This is a genomic window from Luteibacter sp. 621, from assembly GCF_050435445.1.
GTDB lineage: Bacteria > Pseudomonadota > Gammaproteobacteria > Xanthomonadales > Rhodanobacteraceae > Luteibacter.
In genome coordinates this window covers 50119-66455 of record NZ_JBNDKI010000018.1, presented here as the reverse complement: position 1 = coordinate 66455, position 16337 = coordinate 50119, and the positions used below count along the sequence as shown (strand labels likewise).

Sequence of the window (16337 nt, the reverse complement as noted above, 5' to 3'; positions counted from 1 at the left end):
AGAGCATGGAGGCCAGCGATGGCGATACTCGGCAGCCCTCGAAACGGCGCCATCCTGATGTGCGAATTCAATCCGCATGAGCTTGAGCTGGCTAGCGACGGAAACATGGTCAAGACGCGTGCAGTCATCGTACTTTCGCCGCAGCACCAGCGCCGTGGAAAGCTTCTGCATGTAGTGCCGATCAGCATGACGCCTCCCAAGGTGCTTGAGCCATGGCACGTAGAAATTCCCCTTGATTGCATTCCAGCACCTGCTCGTAGCAAGCAGGGAACGCGGTGGGCAAAATGCGATATGGTCGTGACCGTTGGGTGGAGTCGCCTCAACCGTTATGAGGGGCCCCGGCGCGGCGGGAGAGTTACCTACTACGATAGCTACGTCGATCAAGAAACGGTCGTGAGGTTAAAGAAGGCGGTTGCTTCCGTCTTCGGCATTCGCAAGAGCCTCTGGGAGTATGGGCAAGCGGCCAGTGCTGCTGAGGACCAGCTCCACACGGCCATGGCGAAGATAGACGGTGGCACTCCGATGGCGGCCGAAGCTGCACCGGAGGCTGAATGAGCCGAGCGGGCGCTATAAGTTGTTGATTGCTAGGCTTGAAATGCGTGACATTCGGAGTCAGAATGTCAAGCGTCCAATACACACGGACACTCGAAGACCTAGGTCAGGCCTTTTTGGCGGCAACCAGGCAGGGAAGGAGGGCATGACATCCCTTCCAGATCTTCCCTCGTAGAGCCCAGGTGCTTCGGCCCTGGGCTCAGTCATTTCTGGTGTTCGAAATTTGAACACGAGCAGACCGGCCTTTACGGCAGGTTGCCGCGCTGGCCAGGTCGTCTTGTTCAATCGCGTTTTTACGACCGCTTGTCGGCTCGACCGACACGCAGCGGGTCTTTCGGTGATGCACGACAGAGATAAGTGCGGCGCCGCTCGATTGACCGGCGCCGTGTACCTATATCACTTGCCCTCGGGAACGAGATTGGCCAGCTTGCCCTTCTTGTCGAACTCGCAGGTGAAATTCTTCTTGCCATCCATGCCGGCATCGGCCACGCCGGCGATCGAATAGCCGGAATCGGCGGCCTGGATCGGCTGCAGCTGGATGTAGTCGTTCTTCACATCAAACTTCTTCGCGGCCGAATCAAGGCACTTGGTGGTGAGCTTGCCCGGATCGGGGCGGTCCGAGGCGAACGCCTGCGAAGCCATGATGAGGCCGAGCGAGGCGGCCAGGAGGAGGGCGGAATGGCGCATGGGTATATCTCCGTACGAGGCACGAGGCCGGGTTCACTGCCTCTTCGAGTCTGCCTTTGGATTCCTTGCGGCGGGATGAATCAGCAAGACCGGAGAAAGGCGTTTCGTTCAGGCTTGCCACCACACTTTTTTCACGATGGTCTCAGTGGCCTTAAGACGCTTAATGCCGGTCTACTGCAATTTCTTGCGTCCGTGCCGTATGACACATGTCCCTTGAAGGGCACGGCGCCTCCCCCCAAAGTCTCAGCGCCACACGGCGTTATTCACCATGGCTTCCTGGAGCCCGGACAACATCATGCAAAAGCTGCTGCTTTCCCTGATCCTGCTGGTTGCCGCCTCGGTGGCCAGCGCCGCTGATTCGCCGAAGGACGTGCAGGCGATGATCGCCCGCGGCGACTACTCCGGTGCCGAAGCCGCGCTGCGCCAGGCGGTGACCGATCACCCGCAGAGTGCCAAGGCCCACTATGTGCTCGCCGAAGTGCTCGCCCACGAAGGCAACATCGGTGAAGCCCAGGCCGAAGCGAACAAGGCCGCCGTGCTCGATCCGGGCACGCACTTCACCGACCCGGCCAAGTTCCAGGCCTTCCAGCAGAAGCTGGGCCAGGCACTCGCCCCTGCGTCGGCCAACCGCTCGGCCAGCAGCCCCGTGCGCTACGCGGAAACCCGCCCGGCTGGCGGCCGCGAGAGCGGTGGTGGCTTCGGCGTGGGCGGCATTGTGCTGCTCGTCGTGGTGATTGGCGGTATCGCCTTCCTGTGGTCGCGCCGCCGCCGCGCCGCCGATAGCCAGTTCCCGGGATACGGTTCCGTACCGCCCCCGCCGGCCTCCCCTTATGGCGGCGCGCCGTACGGCGGTGCCCCGGGCGGCTATCCCGGTTACGCGCCGCCGCCGTCGTCGGGTGTCGGTTCGACCATCGCCGCGGGTGTGGGCGGCCTGGCCGCCGGCATGCTGCTGGACGAAGCACTGCGCGGACACAACCAGAACGAAGGCAACAACGCGGGCGGTTGGGGCAACGTGGGTGGCAACACCGGCGACGTGCAACGCGACCCCTCCGGCGATGCGTACAACGACCTGCGCAACGATCCAATCGACATGGGTAACAACGACAGCTCATGGGACGACAGCAGCTCGTCATCGGATGATGGCGGATCGTTTGACGATAACCAGTGGTAAGCCCGTAGCGCCATGGCCGGAAGGACGGAGCCGCGAAGCGGACATCGTCCCTCCGGCCCTCGATTACATCGTGGTTTGCTGGAGGCAGTGCGCCCGTCCTGTGCGAGGAAATTCATCCATGGATCGCCAGGTGCTCAGAGCGTGATGCCGTGCGCCTTCAGCACGTCGGAGATGTCGAACCGCCAGATATTCCGCGATCCGTTCGCGGCCGCAGCAAGGCGGTGTTGCAGGGTGGCGAGCGTATCGCGCTCTTTCGGATACGTCGGCGCATCGGAGCGGCTGCTTGAGACGTACAGCTCACCAAAGGCACGGCCGGGCACCGGTGCGTTCTCCAGTGCAGCACTGTTGACGTCGCCCGGCAGGTGTTCGGGCTTGCCCCACTTGCCGTCCGCGTTGCGGAAGCTGATGTAGATATCGGCGCTGCCGAGCGAATCCGGGCCGCTGCTGGCGAACACGATATAGCGTTCCTGTGGATCCACGCCCGGGTCCATGCGGTTCTGCTCCACATCACCAAGGTCCAGCTTCTCCGGCGCGGCGTAGCCCGTGGCCGTGCGACGAGCCACATACACCTGATAGAACTTGCCGGAATCCGGGCGGTGTGCGGAAAAGTAGATGTTTCCGTTCGCGGCGACCGACGGGTTGTAGACCTGGTTGCCGTCGTTCATGGCACCATCGACGTGCACCGGTTCGCCCCACTTGCCGTTCGCCAGCTGCTCCACATACCAGAGGTTCGTGCCGGGATAGCGCTGCCCCATCATCTCGACAGTAAGCGGCTCACCGCCCGGTGAAACCGGCCGGTTGGAGACAAAGTACAGCCGCTTGCCATCGGGTGACATGGCCGGTTCCGAGTCGTGCCATTGGCCCGAGAACGAGGCCACCTCCGGCACGGACCACTGGCTGCCGCTCAGGCGGGAAACAAGGATGGTGTCATCCTTCTCCATGAAGTCCGAACGCATGAAGTACACGGTATGGCCATCGGGACTGAAGGCAGAAGACGTTTCCTGCAGGCCGGTGGAGATAACCCCGGGGGCAAACAGTTCCCCCGCTTCCACCGGTGGCGCGATGCCGGCCAGCAGGAAGAGGATGGTCAGGAGGATGGCGTGATAGCGCATGGCGTCAGGTCCTTGTCGGTGAGCGTTGCTCAGCCAACGATGCCCGCCTGTTGCGGGTGGCGCATGCGCGTTGGGGCTGGTGGCACCGGCGCAGGGACGAGCGGCACGCGGCGCGTGGTGAGCGGTCAGCTCATCCCCAGTGCGAGGCGGGCGCTGGCGCGAAAGCGGCGGCTGAGGTTCAGTCGCGTGCCATCGTGCAGCACCACCTCGGCACTGCCCTGGAACAGGGGGTGCACCTCGGCGATCCGGTCCACATTCACCACGATGCCGCGATGAATGCGTAGAAAGCGCGCCGGATCCAGGCTGGCTAGCAGGCCGGTCAACGTTTCCCGGTGCAGGTGCGATTTTCCGCTTGCGTGGATGTGCACGTAATTGCCATCGGCGCGGATCCAGTCGATATCCGACGCGGCAATGACGCGCACGTGTTCACCACAGACCACGCTGATGCGTTGCTGGTAAGCCGATTTCGCTGCCGTCGCAACGTTGTTCAAGCCACCCCAGTGCTGGCGCACCCGCGCCATGGCCTGGTCGAAGCGTGCCTGGTCGATCGGCTTCAGCAGGTAATCGATCGCGTTGGCATCGAACGCCTGCAGGGCATGCTGTCCGTAGGCGGTAGCGAACACTATCATCGGCCGTGCCGTGTCACGGCGCATACCGTGCAGAAGGCGAAAGCCGTCCATGCCCGGCATCTTGATGTCCAGGAAGATGAGGTCGGGGCTGAGCGCTTCGATCGCCTGCTTCGCCTCAGTCGCGTTCCCACACTCACCGACAATGGTGATGTCGCTGTGCGTAGCCAGTGCCTGGCGGATGGCGAGGCGGGCGAGTAATTCGTCATCCACGAGCAGCGCACGGATGGCAGGCACGTTCATGCGGCTTGCTCCTGGTAAGGGAAGCGCAGCTCCACACGCGTGCCACCATCATCCCTGCGCGACAGCTCCAGCGTAGCCAGATCACCAAACAGCATATCCAGCCGTGTGCGCGTGTTGCCCAGGCCGATACCGTCCCTGGGGCCGCCCGGCGGCAAGCCAAGGCCATCATCCTCGATCTGCACATGCAGGTGGTCGCCCTCGCGTCGGGTTGCGATGCGCAGCGTGCCGCGTTCGGGCTTATCCAGCAGGCCGTGCCGCAAGGCATTTTCCACCAGCGGCTGCAGGATCATGTTCGGCACGAGGGCGCGGGTGCTGTCGCCCGCCACATCCATCTCGGTCACCAGGCGGTCCTGGAAGCGCACCTGCTGGATGCCGAGGTAACACTCAAGGAACTCAAGCTCGCGCGAAAGCGGTACCTGCTGCGTGTTCCTCTCTTCCAGCGTGAGCCTGAGGAAATCGCTGAGTCGCGAAATCATCAGCCGTGCCTGCATCGGATCGGCCAGCGCCAAGGCCGAGATGGCGTTCAACGTGTTGAACAGGAAATGCGGCTGCAATTGCACGCGCAGGGTTTGCAGTTGCGATTGCACGAGCTGGGTTTCAAGCAGTGAGTTACGCAGTCGTTCATCGCGCAGGCGCCGCTGCGATTCGATACCGCGCAGCGCGCCCAGCAACACCCAATAGGTAATCAGGCCAAGGTGTGTCTCGTAGACGATGCTCGTGCGCAGGAAGGTGGCGAAGGTCATGCCCTGCATACTCGGCGGCGCACCGAACACGCCCCAGTACAGCGACACCGTGAACAGCATTTGCCCGCTCGCCAGCACGAGCCCCGCGGGCACATGTACGCCGAGGAAACGTACCCACCCGCCCCGGCTACCCACGCGACCGAGCCAGCCCACCAGCGGGGTAAGCAGCATCCACAGGTAGAAATCACTGAACGTCCAGACCAGCGGCCGGCCCCAGGTTGCCGGGTGGCCTTCCGCCCGCGCGGAAATCACGGAACTGGCGGCGTAGGACAAGCCCAGCACCGTCCAGAACACGAACACCGCGCCGTACTGCTTCCAACGTGGCCAGGCCATGGGATCGTTCACAGGCGCCCCTCCGCGCAACGGGCCGATTATGTGAGCCGCCCCCGTCGGGGCACAGTGTCGTTAGTTGGCCCGGGATCCGTCCCGGTCCCATGGCCTGGCGGGGACGAGCATGAACCACCGTACGCAGTGCGTGAGTCCCTGGTGGGATGAATGGTTGCGGTGCGTGACAAGCGGCGGATTCCGCGTGACGGGCGGCCACGTGTGAACGCGCACCGGCTGCCCCAGTAGTTATACCGACCGCGCCCGCGTGCTTTCGCGGAGGCGCCCACCGCGGCCGCTGCGTAAAGATCCCCGGACACAAGATGGCGAATGGGCTGTGTCGCGCAGCGCGAACACCCGTGCCTTCCGGCTCCCCTCTCCGATGCAGGCCCCGCGCGAGGACGTCCCCATGACCGCAGAACAGATCGACCGCAGCAGGCTCCCCCTTCCTATGCCGCCCTTCAAGGGGAAGATCGGGCAAACCTACCTCGACTCGAAGGAAGACTGGCCGGCAGTGCCGACGCCGCCCGAAGGGGCGCCCAACGTGGTGATCATCCTGCTCGATGACGTGGGCTTCGGCCAGGTCAGTACCTTTGGCGGCCCGGTACCCACGCCGGAGCTGGACAAGCTCGCCGCCCGCGGCCTGCGCTACAACCGGTTCCACACCACGGCCATCTGCGGGCCATCGCGCGCCGCACTCATTACCGGGCGCAACCACCACAACTGTGGTGTGGGCTTCCTCGCCGAATGGGCCACCGGTTTCCCCAGCTACAACAACGTGATCCCGCCCAGCACGGCGACGGTGGGCGCGGTGTTGAAAGGCAACGGCTACGGCACGGCGTGGTTTGGCAAGAACCACAACACGCCCGACTGGGAAAGCAGCGTCGCCGGTCCGTTCGATCGCTGGCCCACGGGTATGGGCTTCGATTACTTCTACGGGTTTATCGGCGGCGAGACGCACCAGTACTACCCCGTGCTGTTCGAGAACACCGTGGCGGTCGAGCCGGACAAAACGCCCGAAGAGGGCTACCACTTCATGACCGACATGACCGATCGCGCCATCAACTGGATGCGCTACGCCAAGTCGGTGGCACCGCAAAAGCCGTTGTTCATGTACTTCGCGCCTGGCGCCGCACACGCGCCGCACCATGCACCCGTGGCCTGGCGCGAAAAATTCACCGGGAAGTTCGATGCCGGTTGGGATGCCGTGCGCGAGGCGACGTACAAGCGGCAGCTGGAACTGGGCGTGATTCCGCCAGGTACCGAACTCACGCCGCGGCCCGAGTGGGTGAAAGCGTGGGATACGCTGAGCGGTGACGAGCAGCGCCTCTATGCGCGCTTCATGGAGAACTTCGCCGGCTACCTGGCCTTTACCGACCACGAGTGTGGCCGTCTGATTCAAGCGATCGAAGCGCTGCCCGATGCGGACAACACCCTCATCTTCTACATCGTGGGCGACAACGGCGCGAGTTCCGAAGGCGGGGCGCAAGGCACGCTCAATGAGGTCATGAACCTCAACGGCGTCCCCTCGTCGCTGGAAGACAACCTCAAGAAGATGGACGAGATCGGTGCGCCCAACACGGAGCCGCATTACCCATTGGGCTGGGCGTGGGCCGGGAATGCCCCGTTCCAGTGGGTAAAGCAGGTGGCATCACACCTCGGCGGTTCACGTAACCCCATGGTGGTGTCGTGGCCCGCGCAGATCAAGGACGTGGGCGGCGTGCGCGACCAGTTCTCGCACCTGATCGATATCGCGCCCACGATCTATGCGGCGGCAAAGATCCCTGCGCCTGAGTCGGTGAATGGCGTGGAACAGAAGGCGCTCGATGGCGTCTCCATCCTTTCGACGTTCGGCGACGCCAATGCGCGTCCGGTCCGCGAGCGCCAGTACTTCGAAATCTTTACCAACCGGGCCATCTACGACAAAGGCTGGATCGCCTGCGCGCAGCACACGCTGCCATGGCGGCAGGACCTGGCGCCTGGCCACTGGGAGAACGACCGCTGGGAGCTGTACCACCTGGACGAAGATTTCAGCGAGGCGAACGATCTTGCCGCGAAACATCCGGACAAGCTCGCCGAGCTGAAGGCCATCTTCGACGAAGAGGCGGAGAAGAACCACGTCTACCCGCTGGATGACCGCGGTGCGGGCCGTCTCGCCGTCCCCAAGCCATCACCGGGTGGCTCGGACCCGAACCGCACGCACTTCACCTACTACGCCGGTGCGTCGCGGCTGGCCGAAACTGCGGCACCCAACACCAAGAACCGGTCGCATCGGATCACCGCCGATATCGACCTGCCCGAGAAGGGGGGCGAGGGCGTGATCGTGGCAGCCGGTGGTGGATCGGCCGGCTACGTGCTCTACGTGAAAGACGGCAAGCTCGTGTATCAGTACAACTGGTTCGAGCGTGAGCGCACGAAGGTGGTCTCGGATATGGAGTTACCGGCCGGCAAATCCACCGTGGCCGTCGAGTTCGCTTACGACGGCGGCGGCCTGGGCAAGGGTGGCGACGTCACCATCGCCATCAACGGCAAGCCCGTCGGCCGCGCGCGTATCAACAACACCGTCGCCGGCCGCTTCGGCATCGATACCTTCGGCGTCGGCTTAGACACGGGTTCGCCCGTCACTGACGATTACAAACTGCCGTTCCGCTTCACCGGCAAGATCGACAAGGTGGACATCGTGCTGGGGCCAAGGAGTCTCTCGGCCGAAGACGAAACGAAGCTGCACCAGATGCACACGGCGTTCGCCGGCGCGCACGACTAACCGATCGATACCCGACGGAGAACCCTCATGCCTCTGAACGAATACAAGCCCGGGCAGGCCTTCAGCGGTGTCATTGGCCGCACCTTCGATGTATCCAAACCCGCGTGGCCCGAGCCACTGCGTGCAAAGAAGGGCTCACCCAATGTGTTGTTCATCGTGCTGGACGACACCGGCTTCGGCCAGCTCGGGTGTTACGGCAGCCCGATCAGCACACCCAACATCGATGCGCTGGCGGCCAACGGCCTGCAGTTCAACAACATGCACACCACGGCGCTCTGTTCGCCATCCCGGTCCTGCATCCTTACCGGGCGCAATCATCATTCCAATGGCATGGCCTGCATTACCGAAGGGTCGATGGGGTATCCCGGTTCCAACGGCAACATTCCCTTCGAGAACGGCTTCATCTCCGAGATCCTCCTGCAGAACGGCTACAACACGTATGCGATTGGCAAGTGGCACCTTTCACCCGCAGAGCAGACCTCCGCCGCCGGCCCCTACAACCGCTGGCCGCTGGGCCGTGGCTTCGAGCGCTATTTCGGTTTCCTTGGCGGCGATACCCACCAGTACTACCCCGAACTGGTGAGCGATAACCACCAGGTCGAACCCGAGAGCACGCCGGAGGAGGGTTACCACCTCACTCCTGATCTCATCGCCCATGCCAAGGCAATGATCGCGGATTCGAAGCAGGTGGCGCCGGACAAGCCGTTTTTCATGTACCTGGCGCTTGGCACCGCCCACGCGCCCCACCATGTGCCCAGGGAGTGGGCCGACAAGTACAAGGGAAAATTCGACGGTGGCTGGGGCGACTATCGCAAGCACGTGTTCGAGCGCCAGGTCGAGAAAGGGCTGGTACCCAAAGGCACAACGCTGTCGCGCCACGATCCGGACGTACAGGACTGGAACGCGCTGAGCGCGGATGAGCGCCGCCTCTATGCACGCATGATGGAGGTGTTCGCCGGCTTCCTGGAACACGCCGATCACTATATTGGCGAGCTGATTGCGTTCCTCAAGGAAATTGGGGAGTACGACGACACCCTGATCATGCTGATCTCCGACAACGGCGCGAGCCCGGAAGGCGGCCCTTCCGGCTCGGTGAATGAAGGCAAGTTCTTCAACAACGTGCCGGATAACCTGGAGCAGAACCTCGCCGCGATCGACGATATCGGTGGGCCAAAGTACTTCAACCACTATCCCTGGGGGTGGACGCACGCCGGCAACACGCCCTTCCGCCGGTGGAAGCGCGAAACCTACCGCGGGGGCGTCTCCGATCCGTTCATCGTGTGCTGGCCCAACGGCATCAAGGCGAAGGGCGAGCTACGTACGCAGTATTGCCACGCCATCGATATGGTCCCCACGGTGCTGGATGCGATCGGGTTGGACGCGCCCACCCACATCCGCGGTGTATCGCAGTCGCCATTGCAGGGCTTCAGCCTGGCCTCGTGCTTCGACGAGCCCAAGGCGGAGTCGCTCCACGTCACCCAGTACTTCGAGATGTTCGGGCACCGTTCGCTGTACCACGATGGCTGGCGTGCGGTCTGCCCATGGCCAGGTACCTCGTTCAAAGAGTCCGGCGGGCACTTCGGTGATCCGATCGACTACGACAAGCTCACCGAACTGGATGCCCATGGCTGGGAGCTCTACAACATCGCCGAGGACTTCGCGGAAACAAATGACCTGGCGTCGTCGGAAAAGGATCGCCTTATCGCCATGATCGGCATGTGGTACGTCGAAGCGGGCAAGTACAACGTGCTCCCCATCGATAGCCGCGGCACGCAGCGTTTCGCAGAGGAGCGCCCGCAGATTTCGGTGGGGCGCAAGAAGTGCGTGTACTACCCCGGCACGCAGGTGGTACCTGGCAATGCCGCGCCGCGGGTCCTGAATGTCGCGCATTCGGTATCGGTCCATGCGCATGTGCCGAAGGAAGGTGCGGAGGGCGTGCTGCTCTCCATGGGCGGTAACGATGGCGGGTTCAGTTTCTATATCCAGGACGGCAAGCTCACCTACGGTTACAACTACGTCGCCGACCAGCGCTTCAAGGTGCAGTCGGATGCCGTGGTCCCGACGGGCGAGCATGTTTTCAGTTTCGAGTTCACGCCGACGGGCAAGGCCGATATCGCCAGGGGCAAGGGCACGCCTGCCGATGTGGCGTTGCTGGTCGATGGTAAGAAGGTGGGCAAAGGCAGCCTGCCGGTGACCATCCCGCTACAGCTTGGCCTGGCTGCAGGCGTCGCGGTCGGTGCAGATCCCGGCGCACCCGTGATGCTCGATTACACGTCGCCATTTACGTTCACGGGCACGGTAAAGAAGGCGCTTATCGACATCACGGGCGAAGCACCGGACGACTTCGAAGAGCGGATCAAGATGTATCTCGCCCGGCAATAACGCCTGGGCGATCGTGCCCTGGGTGGTGGGCGGTGTAACACCACTCAGGGCGCGCTCCGGTGTCGATGCACGAGCTTGAGGAACGGGATGCTGATGATCACGTTCAGCAGGGTAAAGATAATGATCGCCATCAGCGGCGGGTGTGCATCCGGGAAGGCGGTGGCGACCACCCCCAGTGCGACGCCAGGGTGGCGCATGGATGTCGCCAGGGCCAGCGCGCTGCGATTCTCCGGCAAGGGGCCACCCAGCGCGTAACCCGCCAGCAGGCCGATCACCACCATGGCCGCCAGCGCGATCAGCGTGCCGTGGCCCACCAGTGCCCACATGCCCGGCGCGATCATCACGAAGACCACCAGCACGCCGATCACCAGCATCACCATGGAGAGCTTGGCCATGACGCGCGCGACGCGCTCGGATCGCTCGCCCAGCACCTTTTGAGCTGCCAGGCCGATGATCAGCGGGATAACCACGGTGATCGCCAGGGTCTTCGCGATGCCGGCGGTGGATACCTCGATATCGCGACCGAACCAGCTGCCGATGAGGTGCAGGCCGAGCGGCATGACGATCAGCGAGACCAGGGCCGAGGTGACCAGCAAGCCGGTGACGTACGCATTCTCGGCGCCGGATTTGTGCTGCTTGCTCGGCAGCCGGGGTGGCACCGGCGAGAGCGAGATGACCAGCAGCGCGAGCTCCACGCCCGGGCGCAGATCAAACAGGACGATGAAGAGCAGGGCGACCGCAGGGACGATGATGTACATCGCCAGGAAGGCACGTAGCCCCAGCGCCGGGTTGCGGATGAAGTGGAAGACATCCTGCAGCCGCGCGAACAGCGATAGCGCTATGACAAGCAGCACCGTGCTGGCGACGATCAGGAGCTTCATGGCGACGAAGAGCGACATGGGGAAGTCCTCGCGGAGGCGCAAGGCAGCCAGCGTTGATGCACGGCCGCGCGCTCGCAAGCGAACATTCCCACCGGCTCGCCGCGTAGTTCTACCTAGCGCCGGTCCTCGGTAGTTTCACGGCGTCCTACGTCCCGTAACTACCGTGGCCCAGATAGCGGCTGCGGCGCGAAACTTGCGAGATAACCCGTAAGGAACGGTGCCATGAGTCGACATGATGGGCGTTCATTGCCTTTTCCGCCGGTACCCACGGCGAGCAAGGCTGGTTACACACTCGCCGAGTCGACCCACCATCGTCGGGCACTGTCAACGCACCTGTCTGATAACGCGCCGAACGTCCTCATCATCCTGCTCGATGACGTGGGTTTTGGGCTGGGGGCGTCGATACCGCGTTCGAATCCGCCAGGCCCATGGGTCCGGCGACCGTCACCCTGCGTGTGGACGGTGCCGAGGTCGCACGGGTGGTGGTCGCTCGAACGGTGCCCGTGGCCTTCACGGCGAGCGAAACGTTCGGCGTGGGTGTGGACCTGGGGTCACCGGTGTCGCCGGATTATTTTGATCGGCGGCCGTTCCGGTTCGACGGGGAGATTCATCGGGTGGATGTCAGCGTGTCGTAGCGGCTCGCGTTCTTGCCGCGCGCCGGCTACCTGAGTGACGCCTTGATCGCCAGGTACGCTTCCGCCAGCCGCGCACCCGCACGCTTCAGGCTGGCTTCCGGCACGCCGGCATAACTAAGCACCAGCGTCACATGCTCCGGCGGCGTCCGGTAGAGGCGCTCGGCCGATCGAATACGCACGCCATGGGCCAGCGCCTCGGTAACCAGGGTTTCGGTAGCGCTACGTGGCAGTCCAGGCAGGTGCACGAACATCGATCCACCTGCCACGGAACCGGTCACCGTCATGGCGGGGCCAAGGCGTGATTGCAGTGCGGCGTGCAAGGCGCGGTGGCGGGGTGCCAGGCCGTGCGCGATGCGGCGCAGGTCGCTGATGTATTGCCCGCTGTTAATGCATGCCGCCAGCACGTGCTGCTGCATGGAGATACTGCCGCGATCGGCCAGCCACTTCACGGCCATGAAGCGCTCGCGCAACGAACGTGGCACGAGCATGTAGCCCAGTTGCAGCGCCGGGAACATGGAGCGCGCGAAGCTGCTCACATGAATCACGCGGTCGTGGCGATCCAGCGACCAGAGCGAAGGGGCGGTGCGTACCCCAAAGCGGTGCTCGCAATCGAAATCATCCTCCACCACGCAGGCATCGTTCGCATAAGCCCACTGCAACAACGCATGGCAGCGGTCATCGGGCATGACCACACCGGTAGGGAACTGGAAGGAAGGTGAGACATTCACCAGCCTCACACCCTCCAGCGCTGGGGCATGGCGCGCGATGTCGAACCCCTTCGAGCCGACCTTACATGGCACGAGCCGTGCGCCCAGCGCCTCGTAGGTATGCCGGACGCTCCAGTGGCAAGGCTCCTCCACGCCGACGGCATCGCCTTCATCCAGCAGTACGCGGCCGATCAGGTCGTGCGCCTGCTGCGCGCCGCTCACGATCAGGATGTCGTCGGGATCCACCGCGATCGAACGTTCGGTGCTGAGGTACCGCGCGACCGCCCTGCGCAGGTCCATCACGCCCTGCACTTCGGGAAAGTCAGGCACGTCGCGGCGGCGCAGCAGCGCCATCAGGTTTTGCTTCCACGCCCACAGGCTGCGCGGATCGGATTTGACGCGGGGCTGTGCGAGGTCGATCACATCACCGTCGGGATCGTGCGGGTGGCTGCCCGGCGCGGTGGGCAGCACGGCGCGCTGCGCCAAGCGGGAAAGCCGTGGCGGGCGTAGCGTCACGGTCTGTTCGGTGGCGAGTGTTTCGGTGGGGGCCATGGTAGCGGGGCGCGCGCTGACGTACGTGCCGCTGCCCGAGCGTGAATCCAGGTAGCCCTCGCCCTCAAGGCGTTCGTACGCCATGAGCACGACGGTGCGCGACACGCCCAGGGCCAGCGCCATGGAACGGCTGCCCGGCAGGCACGCACCGACCTGGAAGCGACCGGAATCGATATCGCGCCGGATCGATTCGGCAACCTGCGCGTACATGGGGTCGTCGGCCTGGCGCCGCTCGGACGGCCGTGTGTTCTGTGACAGTTCGAAGTGGTCACATCGAAATAGCTTGCCACCGGTCATTTACCTTCCCCCTGGCCCTGAACATGATCCCGCCAAGGCTGGCAGGGCACAGCGCACGCGGTCCCCACCGCCACGATCGCCCGCATCGGGCAGATCTGACCAAGGATGCACCAAAATGAAGCGCATGACGTTGGCCGCGTGCAAGCTCGCGGCGTTGTTCGGTGGTATGGCGGCCTCGGGGCTCGTAATTGCTCACGGTATCGACGATCACAGTAATGATCCTGCTTACGCGCGGTACTACCACCAGCCATTGACCTGGGGCGGCTGCCCGCCGTCGTTGTTCACCGATGGCAGCACCATCCAGTGCGCGCTGGTGACGGTGCCGGTCGACTGGGCCGACCCGAAGCAGGGCGACATCACCATCGGCATCTCCCGGCCGCTCAACCGCAGCCGTACACGCGCCTGCTGCTGGTGAATGCCGGCGGCCCGGATAACTCCAGTGCGTCGCAGGCCGAAATGCTGGAACAGTTCCAGCCGCAAGTGATGGCGGATCACCTGGTGGTGGGCGTGGACCTGCGCGGCCTGACCGATGGCACCGGTACCCAGGTGAGCTGCGATTACGCGCCCCGTAGCGGTGCCGAGAACTTCATGGATGGCGATAGCCGCAACCCCACGGCCGCCAGCCTGCGCGCTCACCAGGAGTGGTGGAACCGCTCGATCAGCGCCTGCCTGAAGAAGAACGCCACGTTCCTGAAAGGCATCAACACGCCCAACCACGTGCGCGACCTGAACCTGGTGCGTGCGGTATTGGGCTTCAAACATGCCGACCTGATGGGTATCTCTAGCGGCAGCAGCCTCATGGCGTATGCCGATCGCATGTTCCCGGAGACGTTCGAGCGGGTGGTGCTCGATAGCAACATGAACTGGGTCCACCTGGATTGGGAGCGCCAGTCGCTGAAGCGCATGGCCATGGACCAGCTGAATATCCAGAAGGCGTTTATCCCGTTCATCTCGCGCCACAACGACCAGTTCCACATGGGTACGACGCCGCAGCAAGTTCTTGCGACGTACCAGCAGATCTACAGGGCCACCTCCGAGCACCGCATGGGTACGGTCACGCCCGACCAGGCATTGGGTGCGATGGATGGCACCGGCATGTGGGTATTCTGGGACCTGCTGGTGGCGCCTGCGCTGAGCAGCATGGCCGACGCGCTGGATGGCGACCCGGCGCATATCGCCGCCGCCGAACAGATGGCCGCGGCGACCTACGCCGACCTGCGCACCACGCCCAGCTTCAACCCCATGCAGTACGCGCTGCAGTGCAACGACTCGGGTTCCACCGATCCACGCAGCACCAACCAGAAGATCGCCGACGTGCACACGTACTGGGCGATCGGCGCCTCCACGTTGATTGACACCTGCGAAAACTGGCCGTGGCGCCCGGTGCTCGATCGCGTGCTGGAGGCGCGCACCACGGTGCACGCACTGATGCTGCAGAACGAGTTCGATCCTTCCACGCCTTACTCCGAGGCACTGGCGGATCGTGCGCAGAGTGCCGCCGGCGTCCGCATGGTGCTTATCAACAACGCCGCGACGCATGCCGTGATGTACGACAACAACCCCTGCACCGCAGCCACGGAGTTCGCCTACCTGAGTTCAGGCAACCTGCCGAACAGGGATGTGGTGTGCCAGGCGCAGCCGATGCATTCGTTCGCGATGCAGGACACGGTGACGTATGAGTATGGCTTTCCGGCAGCGGGGTGGCTGTTGCCGCCGGCGCCGTGGGTGCAGCAGGTGAGCTGGCGGTTGGTGCCCTGAGTTACGACCACCAGGGATGCTGATGCGGCCGGGGCCTGGCGACCCCGGCCGCATGTTTTCTGCGTATCAGCACGGCCGGGGTGGACGCGATCTATGAAGCCTTGCGCGCACGAGTACGTGCGGCCTTCTTCGCCGCCGTCTTGCGGCCTGCTGCACCCTTGGTATGCGCCGCCTTCTTCGCCGCAGCGGATTTACTTGCGCTGGTGCGCTTGGCAGCACTCTTGCGCGCCTGGGTCGATAACGCCCGCTTCGAGACCGCGGCCGTACCTTCGCGCTTCAGGGCTTTGGTCGAGGCACGCTTACGCGCTGCCGACTTCTTCGTGGCCGTACCCGAAGAGCGCTTCTTCGCCGCCTTCGTATCCTGCGCCGCCTTCTTCTTCGTTGCCTTGCTCGCCGTTTTCGAAGGCGTCGCCTTTACCCCAGCGCGCCGCGCCTTGGAGAGGCCAATGGCAATCGCCTGCTTGGCCGAGCGTGCGCCGTGCTTGCCTTCGCGAATGTGCTCGATCTCCTCGCGTACGTACTCACCCGCTTGCGTGGAGGCGGATTTGCCTTCGCATTTGTCCTTCGCAGCGCGGGCGGTGGTTTTTTTCTCTGGCATGGTGTGGACCTCGTCTTTAGACGTGGGATCGCTCGGGATGGACCGTCCAGCTCATCAGGCCATGACAGGCACCCGAGGCCGCGGCCCACCCTAAAGCCGAAGACGTGGCCTCGATGTCCACGATACGATGATTCGCTTTCACGACGGTCTGGTTATCGATCGAAGGGGCGTTGCGGTAATAGAAGAACCGGTTACCCCCCCCGCCTGCTGCGTGTTTTGCGTCGTGGCCCCCGAATGGGTGGCGTTGCCTCGCGCCAGGCGGGGCTCGACGTTATGGAATCACGGCAAATAGCCGAATTCGTCAG

14 protein-coding genes are annotated in these 16337 nt (G+C 63.8%); 7 read left to right on the top strand and 7 right to left on the bottom strand.

All coding sequences use genetic code 11. From position 1 onward, the window contains the following. The first annotated feature begins 18 nt into the window (after window positions 1-18). Window positions 19-555, top strand: a complete 537-nt coding sequence (locus tag ABIE56_RS17350) for a type II toxin-antitoxin system PemK/MazF family toxin (protein WP_429245046.1) — start codon at window positions 19-21, stop codon at window positions 553-555. A gap of 393 nt (window positions 556-948) precedes the next feature. Here ABIE56_RS17350 and ABIE56_RS17345 read toward each other — a convergent pair whose 3' ends face one another. Beyond that, window positions 949-1239, bottom strand: coding sequence for a hypothetical protein (locus ABIE56_RS17345; RefSeq protein ID WP_429245045.1), 291 nt, complete (start codon window positions 1237-1239; stop codon window positions 949-951). A 268-nt stretch (window positions 1240-1507) separates the two neighbouring features. On the opposite strand from ABIE56_RS17345, the gene ABIE56_RS17340 reads away from it, so the two are divergent. Further along, window positions 1508-2410 (top strand): tetratricopeptide repeat protein, encoded by a 903-nt coding sequence (locus ABIE56_RS17340; protein ID WP_429245044.1) that lies wholly within the window; start codon window positions 1508-1510, stop codon window positions 2408-2410. 134 nt (window positions 2411-2544) lie between these two features. Here ABIE56_RS17340 and ABIE56_RS17335 read toward each other — a convergent pair whose 3' ends face one another. The 3 genes from ABIE56_RS17335 to ABIE56_RS17325 all read right to left on the bottom strand — a co-directional run bounded on the left by ABIE56_RS17335 (window position 2545) and on the right by ABIE56_RS17325 (window position 5467). Further along, window positions 2545-3522 carry a hypothetical protein gene (locus ABIE56_RS17335; protein ID WP_429245043.1) on the bottom strand — a complete coding sequence of 326 codons (978 nt, stop codon included), beginning with the start codon at window positions 3520-3522 and terminating at the stop codon, window positions 2545-2547. A 125-nt stretch (window positions 3523-3647) separates the two neighbouring features. Further along, window positions 3648-4391, bottom strand: coding sequence for a LytR/AlgR family response regulator transcription factor (locus ABIE56_RS17330; RefSeq protein ID WP_429245042.1), 744 nt, complete (start codon window positions 4389-4391; stop codon window positions 3648-3650). Then, on the bottom strand, window positions 4388-5467 hold the full coding sequence (locus ABIE56_RS17325) for a sensor histidine kinase (protein ID WP_429245041.1): 1080 nt from the start codon (window positions 5465-5467) through the stop codon (window positions 4388-4390). The genes ABIE56_RS17330 and ABIE56_RS17325 overlap by 4 nt, the downstream gene beginning before the upstream one ends. 400 nt (window positions 5468-5867) lie before the next feature. On the opposite strand from ABIE56_RS17325, the gene ABIE56_RS17320 reads away from it, so the two are divergent. Beyond that, entirely contained in the window at window positions 5868-8222 is a 2355-nt protein-coding gene (locus tag ABIE56_RS17320; RefSeq protein ID WP_429245040.1) for an arylsulfatase, read from the top strand. A 27-nt stretch (window positions 8223-8249) separates the two neighbouring features. Continuing rightward, the gene (locus ABIE56_RS17315) at window positions 8250-10604 is read left to right on the top strand and encodes an arylsulfatase (protein WP_429245039.1); all 2355 of its coding nucleotides are present in this window, start codon (window positions 8250-8252) and stop codon (window positions 10602-10604) included. 44 nt (window positions 10605-10648) lie between these two features. On the opposite strand, the gene ABIE56_RS17310 is transcribed toward ABIE56_RS17315, so the two are convergent. Then, window positions 10649-11503 carry a bile acid:sodium symporter family protein gene (locus tag ABIE56_RS17310; RefSeq protein ID WP_429245038.1) on the bottom strand — a complete coding sequence of 285 codons (855 nt, stop codon included), beginning with the start codon at window positions 11501-11503 and terminating at the stop codon, window positions 10649-10651. A 410-nt stretch (window positions 11504-11913) separates the two neighbouring features. Here ABIE56_RS17310 and ABIE56_RS17305 point away from each other — a divergent pair, with 410 nt between their 5' ends. Further along, entirely contained in the window at window positions 11914-12120 is a 207-nt protein-coding gene (locus ABIE56_RS17305) for a hypothetical protein (protein WP_429245037.1), read from the top strand. A 26-nt stretch (window positions 12121-12146) separates the two neighbouring features. Here the strand turns inward: ABIE56_RS17305 and ABIE56_RS17300 are convergent, their stop codons facing one another. Next, entirely contained in the window at window positions 12147-13676 is a 1530-nt protein-coding gene (locus tag ABIE56_RS17300) for a PLP-dependent aminotransferase family protein (RefSeq protein WP_429245036.1), read from the bottom strand. Between the two features lie 115 nt (window positions 13677-13791). Between ABIE56_RS17300 and ABIE56_RS17295 the strand changes: the two genes are divergently transcribed. Then, entirely contained in the window at window positions 13792-14091 is a 300-nt protein-coding gene (locus ABIE56_RS17295) for a hypothetical protein (protein ID WP_429245035.1), read from the top strand. Beyond that, a complete protein-coding gene (locus tag ABIE56_RS17290; RefSeq protein WP_429245034.1) occupies window positions 14088-15434 on the top strand; it encodes an alpha/beta fold hydrolase in 1347 nt (448 codons plus the stop codon). Before ABIE56_RS17295 ends, ABIE56_RS17290 begins: the two co-directional genes overlap by 4 nt. A 91-nt stretch (window positions 15435-15525) precedes the next feature. Here ABIE56_RS17290 and ABIE56_RS17285 read toward each other — a convergent pair whose 3' ends face one another. Further along, a complete protein-coding gene (locus tag ABIE56_RS17285) occupies window positions 15526-16032 on the bottom strand; it encodes a DUF6496 domain-containing protein (RefSeq protein ID WP_429245033.1) in 507 nt (168 codons plus the stop codon). Window positions 16033-16337 lie beyond the last annotated feature (305 nt).